Origin of the sequence: Streptomyces sp. NBC_01089 (assembly GCF_045162975.1) — a bacterium.
In the GTDB taxonomy this organism is placed as follows: domain Bacteria; phylum Actinomycetota; class Actinomycetes; order Streptomycetales; family Streptomycetaceae; genus Streptomyces.
Genome location: NZ_CP108660.1, coordinates 3,232,278 through 3,253,346, shown reverse-complemented (window position 1 = coordinate 3,253,346; position 21,069 = coordinate 3,232,278). Strand labels below are relative to the sequence as shown.

Sequence of the window (21,069 nt, the reverse complement as noted above, 5' to 3'; positions counted from 1 at the left end):
GTGGGGCCGGACCGCCGCCCGGCCATGGGGCGGTGGGGGAGTCCGGTCACCTGGGCAAGAACGCTAAACCTGGGGTTATGGGAACGAGACCTCATGGGACATAGTGGTCGAATCTTGCCGCTGTGTTGCCTTATGCGGCCGCCGATGACCGGATGGGACCGGTCCTGGGGGCGGACGGTGAGGACCAGTGGGGGACCACCGGTGGGAGGGGCCCGGGAGGCGGTGGCTAAGGTCGAATCCCATGGACGTACTCATCAATGCCTTCGTCGGCCTGCACATCATCGGTATCGCCGCGCTGCTCGGCGGTTTCCTGACCCAGATGAAGTCGATGCGCACGGGCGAGGCCCGGTTCGGCCCGGCGATGCTGCACGGCGCGCTGACGATGCTGGTGACCGGGGTGGCGCTGGTCGGCCTGAACCAGGCCCAGGGGAACACCATCAACACCGTCAAGATCGGGATCAAGCTGGCGGTCCTGGTGGTGATCCTGGGCCTCGTCTATGTGAAGCGCGACGAGGAGCGGATCGAGAAGGGCCTCTTCGGCGCGGTCGGCGGTCTGACGATCGTCAACATCTTCATCGCGGTGCTCTGGACCTGAGCGGGCCCTGCATCGTCCTCCCCCCCAAGGCTTGCTACCCCTGTGCGGCCGACAGCTCGCGCACCGTCGCCATGTCGCTGAACGGGATCAGCCGGCCGCCGACGATCTGGTACGGCTCGCTGCCCTTCCCCGCGACCAGCACGATGTCCGCCGGCCCCGCGGCGGACAGGGCGAAGGCGATCGCGTCACGCCGGTCGGCGATCCGCTCGAACGGGGCACCGGTGGCCGTCAGCCCCGGAGTGATCTGGTCCATGATCGCCTCGGGGTCCTCGTCACGGGGGTTGTCCGATGTGAGCACGCACAGATCGGAGTGCGACCCGGCGATCTCGCCCATCCGGGCCCGCTTGGTGACGTCACGGTCGCCGCCGCAGCCGAAGACCGTGATGACACGGGCACCGGCGAAGTCCCTGATGGCGGCGAGCACCTTGTCCAGGGAGTCCGGCGAGTGCGCGTAGTCCACGATCACGGACGTGCCCCGCGGAGCCTCGAACCGCTCCAGCCGCCCGGGAACCGGCGGCATCCGGTCGAGCGCCGCCACCAGACCGCCCAGGTCATGGCCCAGTACGTGGCACGCGGCCACGGTGGCCAGCGCGTTGGCGACCGAGAACCTGCCGGGCACCGGGATCGCCGCCGGATACTTACGCCCGTCGTGGTGGAGCGTGAACCGGGTGCCGAAGGCGTCCATGTCCAGATCGGTCGCCCGGTAGTCCGCTTCGGCGTCCAGGGCGTACGTACGGACCAGACCCGGCATCAGCGCCGGAACCAGCGCGCCGACCGGGTCGTCCGCGTTCACCACCGCGCGCCGGCAGAGCCCTCCGAAGAGCCGGAGCTTGGCGTCCCGGTAGTGCTCCATCGTGCCGTGGTCGTCCAGGTGGTCCTGGGTGAGGTTGGTGAAGATGCCCACGTCGATGAAGGAATGGTCGACCCGGTGGTTCAGCAGGCCCATGGAGGTGGCCTCCAGGACCACGGTGCCCACCCCGTGATCGCGCATGTGCCCCAGCAGATACTGGAAGTCCGGTGACTCCGGGGTGGTCAGCACCGAGTGCGGCATCGGGATCAGCTCGTCCCCGATCCGGTTCCCGCCCGTCCCGATGACACCCACCTTCGCGCCCTCGGCGATCCGCAGCACGGACTCCACCATGTACGAGACGGACGTCTTCCCGTTGGTGCCGGTGACGGCCACCATGTCCATCGCCCGGCCGGGGTCCCCGTAGTACCGCGAGGTGATCAGCGCGGCGGCCTTACGGGTGTCGGCCACCCGTACGACACACGCGCCGTCCGCCGACAGCCGTACCGCTGCGGGGAGTCCGGGCCCGGGAAGCCCGGGTGCCGGCTCCTCGACCAGCACCGCCACAGCGCCCCGCGCCAGTGCGGAACCGATCGCCTCGGGGCCGCCCTCGCGGTGCCCGGGTACCGCGATGAAGAGCGAACCGGGCGAGACGCGGTGGGCGTCGAAGCACGCTCCCGCGGTGACCCTCGTCCCCGGATCACCCAGCAGTACGTCGTGGTCGTGCCCGGCCAGCAGCTCGCTCAACTTCACAGAGGTCCTCTCAGGGTGCGGCCGGCCCGCCGGCGGTCGCGGGAAGCGACACCGGCGTACGCCCGGGGGCGCGGGGCCGCGGGGAGTGGTGCGGGGATAGTGCGCGTACGGCAGAGACGGGTTGCGCGGGAGCCCGCCGCGGGGGCGGGAGAGGCCCGGGACGCGGCGGCTGTGCCGTCGGTCTGCTTCCGGCGGGCGCTATGGCCGGGCAGGAAGGGACAGGCGGGAAGTGACGGGAAGTGAAGGGGGGAAGGGGAGGGGGAAGGACTGGCGGAAGGCGCAGGCGGGAGAGCCGGACACGCGGGCCCGTGGCGAAAGTTGCTAGCCGTGGCCGTGCAGCGCACGGCAGCGCGCCCGGGGCGCGACGGGACCCGGCGCGCGCGGGGCCCGGACCGGGCACTCCGTCACCGCATGTGTATGTCCCATACGGAGAGTGTACGCGCCCGCAGCGCCCGGCCCGGCGGGAACGGAGCGGCCCTGAACCACTCCGCCCCCGCTGACCTGCAGCTATCCGGGCCGAACACTGCCGTAGATCGGCATGTAGTAGATCGACTCCTCGCGCACGTACGCGCCCGGCTTGGGGGCGTGGATCATCATCCCGTTGCCGATGTACATCCCGACATGGCTGATGTCGTCGTAGAAGAACACCAGATCACCGGGGCGCAGATCCTTCGTCGCGACCCGGGTGCCGGTCTTCACCTGGTCCCAGGTGGTCCGCGGCAGGTTGACGCCCGCGGCCTTCCAGGCGGCCTGGGTGAGCCCCGAGCAGTCGTAGGAGCTGGGACCGGTGGCGCCCCAGACGTACGGCTTGCCGATCTGGGCGCGGGCGAACGCGAGGGCCGTGGCGGCCTTGCTCGACGACGTACCGGAGCCGGAGCCGGAACCCGAGCTGCCGCTGCCCGTGCTGCTGCCCGTCCCCGAGCTGCCGCCCTTGGCCTGCTCCGACGCCTTGCGTTTCTTCGCCGCCGCTGCCTGCTCCTGCGCCAGCTTCTCCGCCTTGCGCCTGGCCTCGGCTTCCTTCTTCTTCTCCAGCGCCGCGAGCCGCGCCTTCTCCTCGGTGGTCAGCTTCGACAGCAGCCGGCGCGCGTCGGCGAGCTTCGACTGGACGGACTGCTTGCTCGCCTTCAGCGCGGCCTGCGACTCGGTCAGACTCTCCAGGCTGCGCGCCGCCTCGCCGCGCTTGCGGGCCGCCGAGCGCTGCTCGGCCTGGTAGTCGGCGACGGCCTTCTCCTGGCGGTCGCCCAGCCGCTTCATCAGCTGGTCCTGGTCGAAGTACGACTGGGGGTTGTCGGCGAGCAGCAGGGTGGCGGTGGTGGAGAGGGTGCCTTCGCGGTACTGGGCGGCGGCGTAGTTGCCGAGGGTGCGGCGGGAGTCGTTGACCTTCGCGGTGCGCTCGGCGACCTGGTCGAGGAGGGAGTCGACCGTCTTGCGCTGCGCGGTCGTGGCCTCCTGGGCCTGGTTGTACTGCTGGGTCGCGGTTCCGGCCTGGCGGTAGAGCCCGTCGACCTTCTTCTGGACCTCTTCTATGCCGGGCTTCGGCGCCGGCTTCGCGCCGGGTGCCGGTGCGGCGCCGGCGGTCTGGGCGAACAGGGAGACCGAGGCGAGGGCCGCGGTGGTGATGCCCAGGGCGGGAGCGGTACTGCGTACGCGGGAACGCGGTTTGCGGTGCGTTGCCAAGACAGGCAATTCCTTCCGTGGACCGCCTACCGGGTTGGCGGTGGGGGTACCTCCCAGGCCGTTCAGGCTCTGGGGGAGGGTCCGGGCTCGTCCGGAAGGTCGCCCTACGGTCCTCGGTAATGCTGGGTCGTGCGTGGTGCGGACCGATTCACCCCGGTGGTGCTTGGTGGGTCCCCGGCTCCACCTGCCGTGCGTCGTACGTCACACATCGCGGCGCACGCGGTACGGCAGAACGGACTCGGCGCGGACCGCTCGCTCCGGCGCGGTTCGCCGGGAGGGGCACGTGCGGTCCTGAGCGAGCAAGATAGCCAACTCCTGTGACAGGTGGGAAGGCTGATGTTCGATATGCCCGATACATTTTCGTGACCTAGCGACGGGACGGCCGGGCCGGCGGCGATCCGGGTGGTCATCCGGGTGGTCAGCGGTCCGGTCCGGCGTCAGGCCGGCGCACGGTCCGGCGCACGGCCCGGCGTCAGGTCGGCGTCCGGTCCTGAGTGCGGCCCCTGACTGTCACTGGCTCGGCCTAGACTCGGTAGACGATGAGCAGCCTCTTTGACGACAGCTTCCTGGCGAACCTCCAGCCCCCGGAGGAAGAGCCCCCGCCGCCCGCCGAGGACCCCGCCGGTGGCCACGCCGGAGGGGACCACCCTCCGGAGGAGGTTCCGCACGACCTGTTCGCCGGTGCGTGGCCCGCAGGGGAAGGGGCGGCGCCCCGGCGTGACGCGTACTACCGCGACGGCGCTCCGCGCCCCGCCGTGGACCCCGCCGCCCTGCTCGAAGGGCTGAACGCCGAGCAGCGCGCCGCCGTCGTGCACGCCGGTTCGCCGCTGCTCATCGTGGCGGGCGCCGGGTCCGGCAAGACCCGGGTGCTGACCCACCGGATCGGGCATCTGCTCGGCTCACGCGGGGTGCACCCCGGCCAGATCCTCGCGATCACCTTCACCAACAAGGCCGCGGGCGAGATGAAGGAGCGCGTCGAGGAGCTGGTCGGCCCGCGCGCGCAGGCCATGTGGGTCATGACCTTCCACAGCGCGTGCGTACGGATCCTGCGCCGCGAGTCGAAGAAGCTCGGCTTCACCTCGTCGTTCTCGATCTATGACGCCGCCGACTCGAAGCGGCTGATGGCGCTCGTCTGCCGCGATCTGGACCTGGACCCGAAGAAGTTCCCGCCGAAGTCCTTCAGCGCCAAGATCTCGAACCTGAAGAACGAACTGATCGACGAGGAGACCTTCGCGGGGCAGGCGGCTGGGGGCACCTCCCAGACGGAGTCCGGGGGAGGTTTCGAGAAGACCCTCGCCGAGGCGTACGCGCTCTACCAGGCGCGGCTGCGCGAGGCCAACGCGCTGGACTTCGACGACATCATCATGACGACGGTCCATCTGCTCCAGGCGTTCCCGGACGTCGCCGAGCACTACCGGATGCGCTTCCGGCACGTCCTGGTCGACGAGTACCAGGACACCAACCACGCCCAGTACACGCTGGTACGCGAACTGGTCGGCCCGTCCGGCGAGGGCAGGGCGCCGGGCGAGCTGTGCGTCGTGGGTGACGCGGACCAGTCCATCTACGCGTTCCGCGGGGCCACGATCCGCAACATCCTCCAGTTCGAGGAGGACTACCCGGACGCGACCACGATCCTCCTGGAGCAGAACTACCGCTCCACCCAGACGATCCTCTCCGCCGCCAACGCGGTGATCGAGCGCAACGAGAACCGCCGCGCCAAGAACCTCTGGACCGAGGCCGGCGAGGGCGCGAAGATCATCGGCTATGTCGCCGACACCGAGCACGACGAAGCGCAGTTCGTCGCCGACGAGATCGACCGGCTGACCGACGCGGGAGACGCGAAGGCCGGCGACGTCGCCGTCTTCTACCGGACGAACGCGCAGTCCCGTGTCTTCGAGGAGATCTTCATCCGGGTCGGCCTTCCGTACAAGGTCGTCGGCGGGGTGCGGTTCTACGAGCGCAAGGAGGTCCGCGATGTGCTGGCCTATCTGCGCGTCCTGGCCAACCCCGAGGACACCGTCCCGCTCCGCCGCATCCTCAATGTGCCCAAGCGCGGTATCGGCGACCGCGCGGAGGCCATGATCGACGCACTCGCGCAGCGCGAGAAGGTCAGCTTCCCGCAGGCACTGCGCCGGGTCGACGAGGCGTACGGCATGGCGGCCCGCTCGGCCAACGCCGTGAAGCGGTTCAACGTCCTGATGGAGGAGCTCCGTACGATCGTCGAGTCGGGTGCGGGGCCCGCCGTGGTGCTGGAGGCGGTCTTCGAACGGACCGGCTATCTGGCCGAGTTGCAGGCGTCCACCGACCCGCAGGACGAGACCCGCATCGAGAACCTCCAGGAACTGGCCGCTGTCGCGCTGGAGTTCGAGCAGGAGCGCGGCGACGAGGAGGGCGCGGGCACGCTCGCCGAATTCCTGGAGAAGGTCGCCCTGGTCGCCGACTCGGACCAGATCCCCGACGAGGACGAGGACGGCTCCGGAGTCATCACGCTGATGACGCTCCACACGGCCAAGGGGCTCGAATTCCCCGTGGTGTTCCTGACCGGCATGGAGGACGGCGTCTTCCCGCACATGCGCGCGCTGGGGCAGGTCAAGGAGCTGGAGGAGGAGCGGCGGCTGGCGTACGTGGGGATCACGCGCGCCCGCGAGCGGCTGTATCTGACGCGCTCGACCCTGCGCAGCGCGTGGGGCCAGCCGTCGTACAACCCGGCCTCGCGCTTCCTCGAGGAGATCCCGGCGCAGCATCTGGAGTGGAAGCGGCTGGGTGCGATGTCGGCCCCGGCGGGACCGACGTCGGGGATCACCTCGTCGCTGTCGTCCTCGCTGTCCTCGTCGCGTGCGCGCGGAGGATCCGGCGGCTCTTCGGGCTTCGCGACGCGGCGGGCCGGCGACAAGCCGGTGATCACGCTGAACGTGGGGGACCGGGTGACGCACGACCAGTTCGGCCTGGGCACGGTGATGCAGGTGACCGGGTCGGGCGCGGACGCCCAGGTCACGGTGGACTTCGGCGACGAGCGCCCGAAGAAGCTGCTGCTGCGCTACGCGCCGGTCGAGAAGCTGTAGGCCGCGCCCTCGCCCGGCGGGGCGGTGGCCCGGGGGCGCGGGGTTCTCGGAGAGCCGGGTTCCCGAAGAGCCGGGTTTTCGAAGGGGCCGGGGCGGCTACGGGCTTGGGTTCCGGGCGGGGGTTACTGGCGTGGGTTACGTCGGGTCGAGGCCGTGGCTGCGGAGCCACGGCAGCGGATCGATCGCCGCGCCGCTGTGGGGCCGTACCTCGAAGTGCATGTGCGGCCCGGTCGAGTTCCCGGAGTTCCCCGAGTACGCGATGACCTCGCCCGCCTTGACGGAGCCCGAGCGGATCTTGGTGCTGCTGAGGTGGCAGTACCAGGTCTCGGTGCCGTCGGGTGATGTGACCATGGCCATGTTGCCGTAGGCGCTGTTCCACTGGGTACGGACGGTGCCGTCGGTCGCGGCCATGACGGGAGTCCCGTAGGAGACGGGGAAGTCGATACCGGTGTGCACGGACATCCAGTTGACCCCGGCCTGGCCGAAGTAGGCGCTGAGCCCCTTCTGTTTCACCGGCAGGACGAACTTCGGCCGGGCCGCTTCCTTGCGCGCGGCTTCCTCCTCGGCCTTCTTCTTCGCCGTGGCCTGCCGCTGCTTCAGATCGATGCGCTCCTGCGTACGGCTGGCGCGGTCGGCGAAGTCATCGGCCTCGTGGCTGAGATCGGCGAGCTGGCTGTCCAGTTTGCTGTTGGCGGCCACCGGTTTGACGGACGACGGGTCGGCGGCGGCCTGCGTACCGGTGCCGCTGTCCTTGCCGCTCTCCCCGATCCCGCCGACGGTCGCGGCGGCGACTCCGGCGACCCCCATCACACAGGCGGAGGGGACCGCGATGGTCAGCAGCGCGGAACGCTTGGCAGGCGTACGGCGACGGCCACCCCTGCCACCTGGTGCGCGGCGGGCGCCGGGGGGAGAGGGAAGGCGGGACGAGAGAGGTGCTGCCGGGTGGGAAGCGGGTGGTGAGTCGTCGTCCGCCGGGGGGTCCGCCGGGTGGAGGGAGCTGTCCGGGAGTTCGGGATCGCTGAACCCGGACGGCCCGTCGTGGCCGGCGAACGCCGCGAATTCGGCGGTCTGTTCGGGCCCGACGGCGTCCGGGAGACCGACGGCGGCGAACTGCTGCGTCGCGTGCGGGGCCGTCGCGCCGACGGAGTTCCAGGCGGTGGCGTCGTGGGCGCCCGTGTCGTAGGTGCCGGTGCCGGTGCCTGTGTCGTACGAATCAGCGCCGTGGGCGGCCGTTCCGTAGGTACCGGTTCCGTAGGTGCTGGTGGCGCTGGTGGTGTACGCGCCGGTGTCCCACTGGCCCGTCGTGTCGTACCCGCCCGTGTCCTGACCGGCGAAGGCGTGCGTCGGATGCCCGTAACTCTGCGACTGGGGCTGCGTATACGGCTGCTGGTACAACGCGTCGTATCCGAGAGTCTCCCGCGCACCCGTGTCCCACTGCGTGGTGTCGTACTCACCGCTGTGACCGGCCCGGTAGGGATCGTGCCCTGCGGTCGGGTATTCACCCGGCATATCGCCGAAGAGCGGATCGACGGCGAAAGAACCGGTGGGGCTGCCGGCGGAGTAACCGTCGTCTCCGACGTACCCGGCGTGGGTTTGCTGGTCGTTCACCAACGTCTCTCTCGCCTCGGCAGCAGGGGCCCTGCGTTCGGGGGCACCCCCGGTGGAAGCAGTGGCGCGACTGTACCCGGCGGTACATGGCGGCGACAATCTTCGGCAGGTATCGGACGCGTGGGAAACGGGCATTCGGCCGTCTTTCGAGGGGCTATGTGCACAGCCTTGGCCCGGCGTTCGGGAAGCGTTCGACGTATCAATGCCTTTCGACCGTTCGTACCCCTTTCTTTCGCTCGTTCTCCACGGCGTTTTCCGGCCCCTGTTCAGGCGACCGAGATGACGCTTTCCCGGGGGCCGGCGGCCGCGTCACCGGGTGAGTCGAGGGCCTGCCTGATGGCGGCGGCCACGGCCGGATGCACCGGCAGGGCGAGATGGCCGATGCCGCTGACCCTGACATTCGTCGTGATCAGGTCGGGGTGGTCGATACACCCGGCCTCGACCGGGATCATCAGACGGTCGAGTTCGCTCCAGAAACTCACGAACCGGGTGCGGCAACCGGCTGCGGGCTCGCGCAATTCCTCGATCACATCCGAGTGGGGCAGCATCTGCCGTACGAGTGGATGGGCGCTCATCAATTGAGCGATCTGGGTCCCCTCGTGCGGCGTGCCGAGCGTGACGAGCGTGTGCACCTTTCTGTCACCGCCCAGTCGCTGTACGTAGTACCGGGCGATCAGGCCGCCCAGGCTGTGCCCGACGATGTCGACGTCCTTGTGCCCCGTGCGGGCGCAGATCTCGTCGATGTGGTCTCCCAGCAGCTCGGCCGCGGCCCGGATGTCGCAGGTCAGCAGCGAGTAGTTGAGCGACTCCGGGTGCTGCCAGCCGTGCCGCAGCAGGGAGCGGCGCAGCAGGACGAACACGGAGCGGTTGTCCACGAAGCCGTGGAGCAGTACGACGGGGCGATGTCCCTGGTTGGAAGGGGGGAGCTGCCCGACTGCGGCCTCTCCGGCGCGGGGCTGCCGGAGGGCGCCCCCGCGCGGGCCGCGCAGCGGGCTGCCGAGGGTTTCACCGGCAGGCGGCCCTGCGGGTCCTGGGGTGCGTCCGCGGGCGCTCCGTGTGCCGGTGGGGCCGCCGGGCGGTGCGCTCAGCGGCACGTCGATCCGGCGCTCGTCCGTGATCCCGGACGGGTAGAGGAGCATATGCCCGGCCAGAACCGCGAGGTCGAGGGCCGTGGCGCGCAGTGGCACGGAGGACAGCTGGAGCTGGTGCAGCAGCCATTGGGGGGAGAGGAAATCCGGCAGCACCTTCATGGGGCGACCTCCCGAACGGCGTATGGGGACCACCTTGTCCCCACGCGCACTCATGGGTGCCACGGAAGAGTTCCTGGCTGACACCACCGACATGTCAGCTTCCGTGTCATCCACCGTGTACCCGATGGTACGGGTGATACGGCGCTCTCGCCTGCGGCTCCCGTCGAGCGCCACCCCGGTACGTCCGACACCGGGGATGCGGCCGGAGGCCCGGCCCGGCGCGGGGAGTGACGCGTAGTGAATGTGTCCCAGGTGTGATTTCCCCCTCCCTGACCACCGCGAAACGGCAGCTTGCGGGATGCTGTCGATAACGTTCGTTCACGTTCGTTCGCATCGTGCATGGAGGCAGTGATGGGTGTGGTCGGTCCGATCCGCGTAGTGGTCGCCAAGCCGGGGCTCGACGGACACGATCGCGGGGCGAAGGTCATCGCGCGTGCGCTGCGGGATGCCGGTATGGAGGTCATCTACACCGGCCTCCACCAGACGCCCGAGCAGATCGTGGGCACCGCCATTCAGGAGGATGCCGACGCCATCGGTCTGTCCATCCTGTCGGGCGCCCACAACACGCTCTTCGCGAAGGTGCTCGAGCTGTTGAAGGAGCGGGACGCGGAAGACATCAAGGTGTTCGGCGGCGGGATCATCCCGGAAGCGGACATCGCACCCCTGAAGCAGCTGGGTGTCGCGGAGATCTTCACACCGGGCGCCACGACGACGTCCATCGTGGACTGGGTCAACGCGAACGTACGCCAGCCCGCAGGCGCCTGACGACACAATTCGCTGGGCTGGGCTGGGCTGGGCTGGGCTGGGCTGGGCTGGGCGAGCCTGGGCCTGGTGCTGAACCGAGGCTGGGTCTGGGCCTGGTGCTGAACCGAGGCTGGGTCTGGGCCTGGTGTTGAACCGAGGCTGGGCCTGACTGCGCCGGGACGGGCCTGCCGCCCGCTAAGGCTGGGTCCGGCATCGCATGGGGCTGGGTGACCCTGGCCCTGGTACCGCGCCCCACCTGCTGTGAAGAGGCACTCGGCACCACGCGAGCAGTTCCGCCGCTCCGGCCGGTGTCCGCGTCCCCCCCCCGCTGGTTCCCGCCGGTCATCCCGCGCCCAGGTCACCCGCCTTCAATCGCCCCGTCATTCCCCCTCGTCAGCCCCCCGCCAGTCCCCGTCAATCCCCGCGAATCCCCGCCTTCTCCCGCCAGCTCCGCGGCCATGGCGGCCCGCAGTCGCAGTGTCGACCCCAGTCGCTGGAACGCCTCCGACCAGTAGCTGCCTGCCCCCGGTGATGCTCCCTCCGTTTCGTCCGGTATCGCGGTGAGGATCTCAAGTCGCGGTGCTTCCGCGGGGTCCAGGCACCGTTCGGCCAGTCCCATGACACCGCTGAAGCTCCACGGGTAGCTGCCCGCATCCCGCGCGATCTCCAGGGCGTCCACCACGGCCCGGCCCAGCGGCTCCGCCCAGGGCACATCGCAGACGGCAAGCAGCTGAAACGCCTCCGACAGCCCATGCCCGGCGATGAACTCGGCCACCCAGCAGGCCCGTTCACCGTCCGGCAACGCGGCGAGCAGCTTGGCCCGCTCCGCGAGCGACGCGGTACCGGGACCCGACAGCAGCGCACGTGACCACTCGGTGTCCCGCTGCCGCACCGCCGCCCTGCACCACGCGGCGTGCAGTTCCTCCTCCCAGCCGTCCGCCACCGGCAACGCGACGATCCGGCCGGGCGAGCGGCCGCCCAGCCTGGCGGCCCAGACCCCGAGCGGAGCCGCCTCCACCAGCTGGCCCAGCCACCAGGACCGCTCACCCCGTCCCGTCGGCGGGACTGCGGATACCCCGTCGCGCTGCATCGCCGCATCGCACTCGTGCGGCGCTTCGACCGATATCCGGGCCTGCTCCCCGGACAGGTCCAGACTGACGCAGGTCATCGCGCGTTCGGCCATCCGCCCGGCCAGTGCGGAAGCGGGCAGCGCGGAGAGCAGTTCGGCCGCGGTGGACCGGACGTTGCGGCTGCGGTCGGCCAGGGCGCCTTCCAGGAAGGGCTCGTCGTCGTCCGTGAGCCCGGTGCGCAACGAGTCGAGGAACATCAGACGGTCCTCGGCCCGCTCCGTGGACCAGGTCGTGGCGAGCAGGTCGATCCCGGCGGCCGGCGCGTCCAGCCGTACGGTGGTGAGGAGCGCCACACGCTCGGCGAACAGCCCTTCTTCCCAGAGGCGTTGGACGGCGGCCGTGTCCGCGGACGCGGGCAGGACCGCGCCGCTTGACGTGCTGCGCAGCGCGAACTTCCAGTCAGGGTTGAGCCGGGCGAGCCACAACCCGCGCGCCCCGGCGAAGGCGAGGGCCTGCGGACGCAGATCCGTACGCGCCCGCGCGGCGTCGAGCAGGGCGTCCAGCTGCGCGGCCGGTGCGCGGTAACCATGCCGCAGCGCCGCCGCGAGCCACTGGGGCAGCAACTCGGTGAGGTCCGGTGCGGCGCCGCGCCGTCCCCCCGAGCCCGGCGGCCCGGCCCGGTCCGCCAGCAGCTGGGCCAGTCTCCGCCTAGCCGGCTCCGGAGGCTCGGGCCGGGGGTCGTCCGGGGCGGGGGAGGGCGGCACGGCTGCGGCAGCGGGAAGCAGCCCTGCTCTTCGCCGCACGGTGTGCAGTGCGGCCGCGTCCAGCAACGAACACTCCCCAGGCGGTACCGGCCTGCGGTCGGTACCGAGCAGAGCCGAGGTGACGAGTTCTTCCCAGGCGGTGGTGGTGTGGGTACTGGTCATCGGTTCCCTCCATGGGTACGAGCGCGAGCACGGGTGTGAATACGTACGCCTACGTGAACCGCGTAGGTGAACGCGGACATGAATGGGGGCGATGGGGCTGCCCTTCGCTTCCTCTGTGCTACCCCGTGCCTCCCCGGTGGCGGTCGGGCCTCGTCAGGTCAGCGGTACGGCTTCGGCTGTCCCCGGGGCCCAGGCCGTGAGCGGTGTGAAGCCTCGGTGGCCGCACTCACCGAACACGGTGACCGGTCCGCCACCGGAGAGCGCGGTGAGCTTCCACAGCCCGGTCCTGGCCGAAGAGCCCGGGGCGATGGGCAGCGCTGACCCACCCTCGGCGTCGGCCAGTTGCCAGCCGTCGGCGGTGCCGCTGCGGCTGCCGCCGACTCCATCGGCCCCGGGCACCGGTATGACGGACGAGAGGGTCGCCGGCCAGGAACCCAGCCAGGGATCGTCGCGCAGGGCCACCCCGTACGCCCTGAGGGCGGCGCCGGTCGATATCCCCTCGGGCGGCCCGGCTGCCCGTTTCGGAGGGCCGAAACGCTCGCCCAGCGCGGCACGCAGCTGACCGGTCCCTGGATACGGCACCAGATCCGCATCCAGCGTCAGGCCCACAGGCAGTGCCGTTCCCGGTGCTCTGCCCGCCGCACCGAAGTCCAGCAGCTGAGCCGTACGCCCCGACCGGCTGCCGTACAGCCAGATGCGGCGGGTGGTGAGCTTCCCGTCGGTCGAGTCCTGCTGGGAGAGGACCAGCCACTGGTCCCGGACCGGTGGACCTTCGGCTGATACGGGCAGCCCGACGCGAGTACGCACTGTCGTGGCCAGTGCCTCCGGCAGCAGTTCACGTCCGAGCCAGGCCCTGTCCAGCAGATGCAGCATCGCGCACTCCTCGAGCAGCCGCACCGGCCAGCCCTGGCCTGACGACGGTATGGCGCCCAACTCCCTCACACGGGCGGCCAGTCCGGGAGCCTGGGCGTCGACCATGCGGGCTGCGGTCTCCTCCCAGAGCGCGTATCCCGACTGCTCGGCTCCGGCCAGACCGCTCCGCAGCAGGTCGTCGAGGCGCTGTTCCAGCTCGGTGGCGCCCGCGCTGACCCGCTCGGCCCGGCGCGCCGCCCGGCGGCCGGCCGCCTCCGGATCCGCCGGTTTCCCGGGCACCGGAGCAGGACCGTCCGCTGAACTGCCCTTTGGCCGGGCCGCCCTGCGGGTTTCGAGCCACTGGGCCGCCCACTCCGGCGGAGCCGCTGTTTCCTTCACGGCGCCGTCCGCAGCCGCCCAGAGCAACAGCAGCCCCAGTGCGTGCTTGCACGGAAACTTCCGGCTGGGGCAACTGCACTTGTAGGCCACCCCCGATGTGTCCACGACCGTCCGGTACGGCGTGCTGCCGCTTCCGCTGCACAGCCCCCACACGGCCCCCGAGCCGTCCGCCCACCCCGCTTCCGACCACGACCCGGACGAGCCGCCGAGCCTGCTCCCCGCCTTGCGTGACGCGGCGTCAGGAGCCAGTGCCAGCACCTGGTCGGCCGACCAGCGCGCCCCCTGCCCGAACCCCTGCCCAACCACCTGCCGAACCCCCTGCTGATTCATGGCTCCGAAGGTACGTGCCGCCACTGACAATGGGCTCTGAGCTGCGGAAACGGTCGATTGTCAGTGCCATGGTGCACGGTGGGAACCACATCCGGTCGAACGATCTGGAGGGGGATCCATGACCACGCCCGAAAACACCGCCGCAGAGGTTCTGAGGCCGCATGCGGAGGACGCATTCGGCCATGAACTGCAGGCACTTGCGGCTGCGGACGACCGTCCGCGCCCCGAGCGCTGGAAGCTCTCGCCCTGGGCCGTGGCCACGTATCTCCAGGGCGGCACGCTCCCGGACGGCACGGTGATCACACCCAAGTACGTCGGACCGCGCCGCATCGTCGAAGTCGCCGTCACCACCCTCGCCACTGACCGGGCCCTGCTGCTGCTCGGTGTTCCCGGCACCGCGAAGACCTGGGTCTCCGAGCACCTCGCAGCGGCCGTGAGCGGTGATTCCACGCTGCTCGTCCAGGGCACGGCCGGGACGCCCGAGGAAGCGATCAGATACGGCTGGAACTACGCACAGCTGCTGGCCCACGGACCCAGCCGTGACGCCCTGGTGCCCAGCCCCGTCATGCGGGCCATGGCGGACGGGATGACCGCACGCGTCGAGGAGTTGACGCGGATCCCCGCTGACGTGCAGGACTCTCTGATCACGATCCTGTCGGAGAAGACACTGCCCATTCCGGAGCTGGGCCAGGAGACGCAGGCGGTCCGCGGATTCAACGTGATCGCCACGGCCAACGACCGGGACCGCGGGGTCAACGAGCTGTCCAGCGCACTGCGCCGGCGCTTCAACACCGTGGTCCTGCCGCTGCCTTCCACCGCCGACGCCGAGGTCGACATCGTCTCCCGGCGAGTCGACCAGATCGGCCGGTCGCTCGATCTGCCCGCCGCGCCCGAAGGCATGGACGAGATCCGTCGGGTGGTGACCGTCTTCCGGGAGTTGCGCGGCGGGGTCACCGGGGACGGGCGGACCAAGGTCAAGTCCCCGTCGGGCACCCTCTCCACGGCCGAAGCGATCTCCGTCGTCACCAACGGGCTGGCGCTCGCCGCGCACTTCGGCGACGGGGTGCTCCGGTCGTCCGATGTCGCGGCGGGCCTGCTGGGCGCGGTCGTCCGCGATCCAGCGGCCGACCGGGTTGTCTGGCAGGAGTACCTGGAGACCGTGGTCCGGGAGCGGGACGGCTGGAAGGACTTCTACCGGGCCTGCCGGGAGGTCTCGGTATGACCGGGCGCATGGCTTCCGCCGCTCCTCTGCTGCTCGGCGTGCGGCACCACGGTCCCGGCTCGGCCCGAGCGGTGCTGGCCGCGCTGGACGCCGTGGTGCCCGAGGCTGTGCTGATCGAGGGGCCACCGGAGGGTGACGCCCTGCTGGCGCTCGCCGGTGACGCGGGGATGAGGCCACCGGTCGCGCTGCTTGCCCATGTGGTGGGCGACCCGGGCCGTGCCGCGTTCTGGCCCATGGCGGAGTTCTCGCCCGAGTGGGGGGCGATCCGCTGGGCGCAGCGCCATGAAGTCCCGGTCCGGTTCATGGATCTGCCGGCGGCGCACTCCCTCGCCATGCCGGAGGAGGATCCCGAGGAGCGAGCTGCGGAGGAATCCGCCGCCGTGCGGATCGACCCGATCGGCGTGCTGGCCGAAACCGCGGGGTACGACGACGCCGAGCGCTGGTGGGAGGACGTCGTGGAGCACCGCGGCTCCGGCGCGGGGGAAGGAGACCCGCTCGCGCCGTTCGCCGCGCTCGCCGAAGCGATGGAGGCTCTCCGGGAGACGTACGGCGACGCGGCGTTCCCCCGGGACCGGATCCGCGAGGCGTATATGCGGATCCAACTGCGCTCCGCCCGGAAGGAATTCGAGGGGCCGGTGGCGGTCGTCTGCGGCGCCTGGCACGTTCCCGCCCTTGCTGTGAAAACCACGGTCGCGGCCGATCGCGCCCTGCTCAAGGCGCTGCCCAAGGTGAAGGCCGAGATGACCTGGGTGCCCTGGACGCACCGGAGGCTCGCCCGGCACAGCGGATACGGCGCCGGTATCGAGTCGCCCGGCTGGTACGGACACCTGTTCAGTGCCGACGACCGTCCGGTCGAACGCTGGATGACCAAGGTCGCACGGCTGCTGCGGGACGAGGACCGGATGGTCTCCTCGGCACACGTCATCGAAGCGGTGCGGCTCGCGGCGACACTCGCGGCTCTGCGCGGGCGCCCGCTGCCCGGGCTGACGGAGACGACCGATGCGGTGAGGGCGGTGATGTGCGAAGGCTCCGACGTACCGCTCCTGCTCGTCCGGGACCGGCTGGTCGTCGGCGAGGTGCTCGGTGAGGTCCCGGACGCCGCCCCCGCCGTACCGCTCCAACGCGATCTGACCCGCACCCAGCGCACTCTGCGGCTCCGGCCGGAAGCGGTCGAACGCGATCTTGACCTCGATCTGCGCAAGGAGACCGACGCCGCGCGGTCGCGGCTCCTGCACCGGTTGCGGCTTCTCGGGGTCGAGTGGGGTGAGCCCGCCCGGGGCCGGGCCAGTACGGGCACCTTCCGGGAGAGCTGGCGGCTGCGCTGGGAGCCGGAGCTGTCCCTGCGGGTCGCGGAGGCGGGGATGTGGGGGACGACCGTGCTCTCCGCCGCCACCGCCAGAGCCGCGTCGCAGGCCGTGTCAGCGACCGCGCTCGCCGCTGTCACCGGGCTCGCCGAACAGTGCCTGCTGGCCGAACTGCCCGACGCGCTCCCGGTGGTGATGCGCGCTCTCGCCGACCGGGCCGCGCTCGACACGGATGTGGGCCATCTCGCCGGTGCACTGCCCGCGCTGGCCCGTTCCCTGCGGTACGGAACTGTGCGCTCCACCGGTACGGCCGCACTCGGCGAAGTGGCGGTGGGCCTGGCCGAGCGGATCTGCGTCGGACTGCCACCGGCCTGTACGGGGCTGGACGCGGAGGGTGCGAGTGAGATGCGGGCCCATGTGGAGGGCGTCCACACCGCGATCGGACTGCTGCCGGACACCACTGGACTGCGTGAGCGTTGGAGCGAGGTGCTGCGCAGACTGTCCGGACGCGACTCCGTCGCCGGGCTGATACGCGGACGGGCCGTCCGCCTTCTGCTGGACGACGGGCGGCTCGCCGAGGACGAGACAGCACAGCTCATGGGGCTCGCGCTGTCGCCGGCCGCGCTGCCCGCCGACGCGGCCGCCTGGATCGAGGGCTTCGTGGGCGGGGCCTCCGGAGCGGGAACGCTCCTGGTCCACGACGAGCGGCTGCTCGGCCTGGTCGACGCATGGCTGGCGGGGGTGCAGACGGAGGCGTTCACCGATGTACTGCCCTTGCTGCGCCGTACGTTCTCGGCGTACGAGCCGGGGGTACGCCGCACGCTCGGCGAGCTCGTACGGCGCGGGCCCGGGGACGGCGTGACCGACGGCGCGAGAGGAGACAGCGGGGCGTCGCACCCGGCCGAGGGGGCGGCGCCCGGGTTCGGGGCAGGGCTGGACCTGGAGCGTGCTGACGCGGTTCTCCCCGTGGTGCGGCTGCTCCTCGGCAGCGGCATTGGCGGCAGCGGCAGCGGCAGCGGCAGCGGCAGCGGCGCTGGGTCGGGTGACGGCCGGGCGGTCAACGATCTGATGGGGGCAGTCGGATGAGCACGGTGGACGAACGGCTACGGCGCTGGCGGCTCGTTCTCGGAGGCGATGCGGCAGAGAGCACGGGGGTCTCGCTCGGCGGCCGGGACGCGGCGATGGACGGTGCACTCAGCGCGTTGTACGGCAACGGAAAGAAAGGAGAGGGGAAGAAAGGAGGCGGACGCGGCGGTGACCGGTCGGCGGGGCTCGGGGCATCCGCACCGTCCATGGCTCGATGGCTGGGCGATATCCGTGCGTACTTTCCGAGTTCGGTCGTCCAGGTGATGCAGCGGGACGCCATCGAACGGATCGGTCTGTCGGCGCTGTTGCTGGAGCCGGAGATGCTGGAGGCCGTCGAGGCGGATGTGCACCTGGTCGGGACGCTGCTCTCGCTCAACAAAGCGATGCCCGAAACAACCAGGGAGACCGCCCGCGCCGTCGTCCGCAAGGTGGTCGATGAGCTGGAGAAACGGCTGGCGGCGCGAACGCGGACCACGGTCACCGGCGCACTGGACCGTTCAGCGAGGATCACCCGGCCACGCCACCGGGACATCGACTGGGACCGCACCGTCCGCGCCAACCTGAAGAACTATCTGCCGGAGTACGGCACGGTCGTTCCTGAGCGGCTCATCGGGTACGGTCACGCCGCCCGGTCGGTGAAGAAGGATGTCATCCTCTGCATCGACCAGTCGGGCTCAATGGCCGCCTCGGTGGTCTACGCGTCGGTGTTCGGCGCGGTCCTCGCCTCGATGCGCTCCATCTCCACCCGCCTCGTCGTCTTCGACACGGCCGTCGTGGATCTGACGGAACAGCTCGACGATCCCGTCGATGTCCTCTTCGGCACCCAACTCGGCGGTGGCACCGACATCAACAGGGCACTGGCGTACTGCCAGTCGCAGATCACCCGGCCGACGGACACGGTCGTCGTGCTGATCAGCGACCTCTACGAGGGAGGGATACGGGACGACATGCTGAAGCGGGTGGCGGCGATGAAGGCATCGGGCACCCAGTTCGTCACATTGCTCGCTCTCTCCGACGAAGGAGCGCCGGCCTACGACCATGCCCACGCGGAGGCACTGGCCGCGCTGGGAGCCCCCGCTTTCGCCTGTACGCCCGACCTGTTCCCGGACGTCATGGCAGCGGCCATAGAGAGGAGGCCCCTCCCCATACCGGACAGGGCGGTGGATCAGTAACAGGGGGCTTGCGCAACCCCCTGATGCTCGTGCAAACATCGCCCCGTCGCCCGTGGAGGGCTGCGTTCCGGCTGTGCGGATCCGCCCGAACGAGAACGCACTGCCAGGTACGTCTGCACAAGCGAAGGCCGTTGTTCACCCTGAATTCCGCCGCTGCTCCGGTTACTGCCGCTCCGCGCACTGTGCGCGCCGTGGCGGGACGGCGTGCGGTCCAGGTGCTGCTGTTCCTCGGCGGTCTGCTGGCACTCGGCTTCCTGTACGGGAGCCAGGCGCACGCGTCCGGCCTGCCCGGAGGCACTACGCACCTGGCACGGGGTGGGTCAGCTGACAGTTCCCCGGCGGCGGCCGCGTCAACTGTGTCTGGTGTGCGGGCCGGTGAGAGCTCGCCCATTGCTGACGGCCAGCGCGCCGCCCATCAAGCCCAAGCCAAGGCCCAGACCCAGACTTCGGCCCCCGGGTCTGGGGCGGCCGTGGCTGATGCGGGGCGGGTCGTGCAGCGGGTCGCGCGGCCGGTCCGTGAGCTGCCCAAGGACCTCTCGTCCGTCGTTCCGGTGCGCACGGGGCAGCGTCCACCGGCGGCCACGAGTCCGGAGCCGTCCAGGCACACGGGCCCCGGGCGGAAGGCTGCCGCAGAGCATGCGGTCGTTCACCGGAGTGCGGCCGCAGAGCGGCGCACCGAAGGCGGAGCCGGGCGGCGTGTGGCGGTCGCGGGTCCGTTCCGGGGGCCGGTCGCTGCGACGTACTCGTACCGCGAGGTCAGGAAGCCGGGGTCCGGGGCGCGTTGTGGGGACCTGCCCGGGCAGCAGCCCTGCGGGCCCCCTGCTCCCCACGGCATGACCGGACCGGAAAAACGGACCGCTGAGGGCTCCGGGCCGGGCAGCGGTGCGCCCTGTGCGGTCCCCGTCGACGGGGGCGGCGCCAAGTTCGCGCTGCTGCGTGGGGCAGGGCTGCCCGACGTCGGTGCGCCGACCCGTGAGAGAGCACGCGACATCCTCGAATTCCCCGGATAGGGCAGGCCGTTCCCGCCTCGACCTGCCGCGCGGGGGCAGAGCAGGTCTGCCCGCCAGCCCGGAGACCTCCGGTTTCCGGACCGTCGAATTCGAAGGATCTGACACCAGCATGAACAAGAACATCCGCCGTTCCATAGCTGTCGCTGCCACCGCGTCCGGGGTATGGGCGTTGGGCACAGCGGCTGCCGGGGCGGCCGAACTGCCCGTATCCGTACCGCACTCGACGCCTGACACCGCCGCCGACACCGCTGCCGAGACCGTCGACGGCATCGGCACCGGCGTTCAGGGCGTCGAAGGCACAGCCGGTCACGCCGCCGGTCACATCACCGGCCACGCCGTCGGTCACGTCAAGGACATCGCCCACGCGACTCACGCGACCGGCGCGACCCGCGTGGGACACGTGGCCCACGTGGCCGGCATCGGCCACGCCGCTCACACCCTCACCACCGGCCAGGTTCAGCACGAGGTCCAGCACCACGTCCAGCAGAGGGTCCAGCACGAGGTCCGCCACCAGGTCGAGCACCGGATCCTTCCCGCCGTCAACGGGACCGACGCGACCGACGGGACCGACGCGACCCCCTCGATCGAGGGGGTCAAGGGTGTGGACGTGATCGACTACCTCTTCGGTCCGATCGACCAGATCCCCGGCTACTCCCAGGCGGCCGGCCAGGCCGTCGCCCGGACCACCGACGCCACCGGCGCATCCCTCGGCACCACGACCCTCGGCGACTTCACCCACGTCACTCCCCACGTCACTCCCCACGGCGCAGCGGCACCGATGGGCGGGGTGACCGGGGTGACCGGGGCGGCTGCCGACTCCGTTCTGCCGCCTGTCGCGGGTACCGCCGTGGACGGGGTGCTTCCGGTGGCCGGGCAGGCCGTCGGTGATGTCGGCGGCGTCGCGGGCGGTGCGGTCTCCGACGTCCAGCCGGCCGTGCAGGGTGCGGTCGCGCAGGTGCGGCCGCTGGCCGAGGGCGTCGTCTCGGCGGCACAGCCGGCCGTCCACAGGGTGGCGGCGCAGGTGAAGCCGCTGGCCCAGGGGCTCGGTGCCACCGTGGCCCGGCACGCGTGTCCGACCGTCGGACACGCTGTTTCCGGCGCTTCGTCCGCTGTGGAATCGGTCACTCCCGGCAGTGTCACGGACGCGCTCCGCTCCGGCGGTTCGCTGCCTTCCTGACCGCTCTCCGGGCGCGTCGGCACTGCTCACCGGGCGGTTCCCCCG

Annotated in this window: 14 protein-coding genes; 8 read left to right on the top strand and 6 right to left on the bottom strand. The window is 71.0% G+C overall.

Annotated features, from left to right (window positions below):
• Window positions 1-241: 241 nt before the first annotated feature.
• Window positions 242-595, top strand: coding sequence for a hypothetical protein (locus OG510_RS14280; RefSeq protein WP_164265003.1), 354 nt, complete (start codon window positions 242-244; stop codon window positions 593-595).
• A gap of 34 nt (window positions 596-629) precedes the next feature.
• Here the strand turns inward: OG510_RS14280 and OG510_RS14275 are convergent, their stop codons facing one another.
• Window positions 630-2,135 carry a UDP-N-acetylmuramoyl-L-alanyl-D-glutamate--2,6-diaminopimelate ligase gene (locus OG510_RS14275; protein WP_406137142.1) on the bottom strand — a complete coding sequence of 502 codons (1,506 nt, stop codon included), beginning with the start codon at window positions 2,133-2,135 and terminating at the stop codon, window positions 630-632.
• A 507-nt stretch (window positions 2,136-2,642) separates the two neighbouring features.
• Window positions 2,643-3,812 carry an NlpC/P60 family protein gene (locus OG510_RS14270; RefSeq protein WP_406137140.1) on the bottom strand — a complete coding sequence of 390 codons (1,170 nt, stop codon included), beginning with the start codon at window positions 3,810-3,812 and terminating at the stop codon, window positions 2,643-2,645.
• Between the two features lie 539 nt (window positions 3,813-4,351).
• Here OG510_RS14270 and pcrA point away from each other — a divergent pair.
• Complete coding sequence (pcrA, locus tag OG510_RS14265) at window positions 4,352-6,874, top strand: DNA helicase PcrA (RefSeq protein ID WP_406137138.1); 2,523 nt, start codon at window positions 4,352-4,354, stop codon at window positions 6,872-6,874.
• A 135-nt stretch (window positions 6,875-7,009) separates the two neighbouring features.
• On the opposite strand, the gene OG510_RS14260 is transcribed toward pcrA, so the two are convergent.
• On the bottom strand, window positions 7,010-8,482 hold the full coding sequence (locus OG510_RS14260) for a M23 family metallopeptidase (RefSeq protein WP_406137136.1): 1,473 nt from the start codon (window positions 8,480-8,482) through the stop codon (window positions 7,010-7,012).
• A gap of 266 nt (window positions 8,483-8,748) precedes the next feature.
• On the bottom strand, window positions 8,749-9,732 hold the full coding sequence (locus OG510_RS14255; protein ID WP_406137134.1) for an esterase/lipase family protein: 984 nt from the start codon (window positions 9,730-9,732) through the stop codon (window positions 8,749-8,751).
• 351 nt (window positions 9,733-10,083) lie between these two features.
• Here OG510_RS14255 and OG510_RS14250 point away from each other — a divergent pair, with 351 nt between their 5' ends.
• Window positions 10,084-10,497: a cobalamin B12-binding domain-containing protein gene (locus OG510_RS14250; protein WP_328319185.1), complete on the top strand. Its 414-nt coding sequence runs from the start codon at window positions 10,084-10,086 to the stop codon at window positions 10,495-10,497.
• A gap of 337 nt (window positions 10,498-10,834) precedes the next feature.
• On the opposite strand, the gene OG510_RS14245 is transcribed toward OG510_RS14250, so the two are convergent.
• Complete coding sequence (locus tag OG510_RS14245) at window positions 10,835-12,472, bottom strand: DUF5691 domain-containing protein (protein WP_406137132.1); 1,638 nt, start codon at window positions 12,470-12,472, stop codon at window positions 10,835-10,837.
• Window positions 12,473-12,625: 153 nt separating this feature from the next.
• The gene (locus tag OG510_RS14240; RefSeq protein WP_406137130.1) at window positions 12,626-14,053 is read right to left on the bottom strand and encodes an SWIM zinc finger family protein; all 1,428 of its coding nucleotides are present in this window, start codon (window positions 14,051-14,053) and stop codon (window positions 12,626-12,628) included.
• A gap of 118 nt (window positions 14,054-14,171) precedes the next feature.
• Here OG510_RS14240 and OG510_RS14235 point away from each other — a divergent pair, with 118 nt between their 5' ends.
• From OG510_RS14235 to OG510_RS14215, 5 genes are all read left to right on the top strand, one after another.
• The gene (locus OG510_RS14235) at window positions 14,172-15,275 is read left to right on the top strand and encodes an AAA family ATPase (RefSeq protein WP_406137128.1); all 1,104 of its coding nucleotides are present in this window, start codon (window positions 14,172-14,174) and stop codon (window positions 15,273-15,275) included.
• On the top strand, window positions 15,272-17,665 hold the full coding sequence (locus OG510_RS14230; RefSeq protein ID WP_406137126.1) for a DUF5682 family protein: 2,394 nt from the start codon (window positions 15,272-15,274) through the stop codon (window positions 17,663-17,665). The genes OG510_RS14235 and OG510_RS14230 overlap by 4 nt, the downstream gene beginning before the upstream one ends.
• Complete coding sequence (locus OG510_RS14225; protein WP_406137124.1) at window positions 17,662-18,837, top strand: VWA domain-containing protein; 1,176 nt, start codon at window positions 17,662-17,664, stop codon at window positions 18,835-18,837. The genes OG510_RS14230 and OG510_RS14225 overlap by 4 nt, the downstream gene beginning before the upstream one ends.
• A gap of 833 nt (window positions 18,838-19,670) precedes the next feature.
• Window positions 19,671-19,847, top strand: coding sequence for a hypothetical protein (locus OG510_RS14220; RefSeq protein ID WP_406137122.1), 177 nt, complete (start codon window positions 19,671-19,673; stop codon window positions 19,845-19,847).
• Between the two features lie 109 nt (window positions 19,848-19,956).
• On the top strand, window positions 19,957-21,024 hold the full coding sequence (locus OG510_RS14215) for a hypothetical protein (protein WP_406137121.1): 1,068 nt from the start codon (window positions 19,957-19,959) through the stop codon (window positions 21,022-21,024).
• Window positions 21,025-21,069 lie beyond the last annotated feature (45 nt).

Bases quoted from the DNA above. Each gene is read 5' to 3' on its own strand.
- pcrA (WP_406137138.1), top strand. From the start codon at position 4,352: ATGAGCAGCCTCTTTGACGACAGCTTCCTGGCGAACCTCCAGCCCCCG.
- OG510_RS14245 (WP_406137132.1), bottom strand. From the start codon at position 12,472: ATGACCAGTACCCACACCACCACCGCCTGGGAAGAACTCGTCACCTCG.
- OG510_RS14280 (WP_164265003.1), top strand. From the start codon at position 242: ATGGACGTACTCATCAATGCCTTCGTCGGCCTGCACATCATCGGTATC.
- OG510_RS14225 (WP_406137124.1), top strand. From the start codon at position 17,662: ATGAGCACGGTGGACGAACGGCTACGGCGCTGGCGGCTCGTTCTCGGA.
- OG510_RS14255 (WP_406137134.1), bottom strand. From the start codon at position 9,732: ATGAAGGTGCTGCCGGATTTCCTCTCCCCCCAATGGCTGCTGCACCAG.
- OG510_RS14220 (WP_406137122.1), top strand. From the start codon at position 19,671: ATGACCGGACCGGAAAAACGGACCGCTGAGGGCTCCGGGCCGGGCAGC.
- OG510_RS14240 (WP_406137130.1), bottom strand. From the start codon at position 14,053: ATGAATCAGCAGGGGGTTCGGCAGGTGGTTGGGCAGGGGTTCGGGCAG.
- OG510_RS14235 (WP_406137128.1), top strand. From the start codon at position 14,172: ATGACCACGCCCGAAAACACCGCCGCAGAGGTTCTGAGGCCGCATGCG.
- OG510_RS14215 (WP_406137121.1), top strand. From the start codon at position 19,957: ATGAACAAGAACATCCGCCGTTCCATAGCTGTCGCTGCCACCGCGTCC.
- OG510_RS14250 (WP_328319185.1), top strand. From the start codon at position 10,084: ATGGGTGTGGTCGGTCCGATCCGCGTAGTGGTCGCCAAGCCGGGGCTC.
- OG510_RS14230 (WP_406137126.1), top strand. From the start codon at position 15,272: ATGACCGGGCGCATGGCTTCCGCCGCTCCTCTGCTGCTCGGCGTGCGG.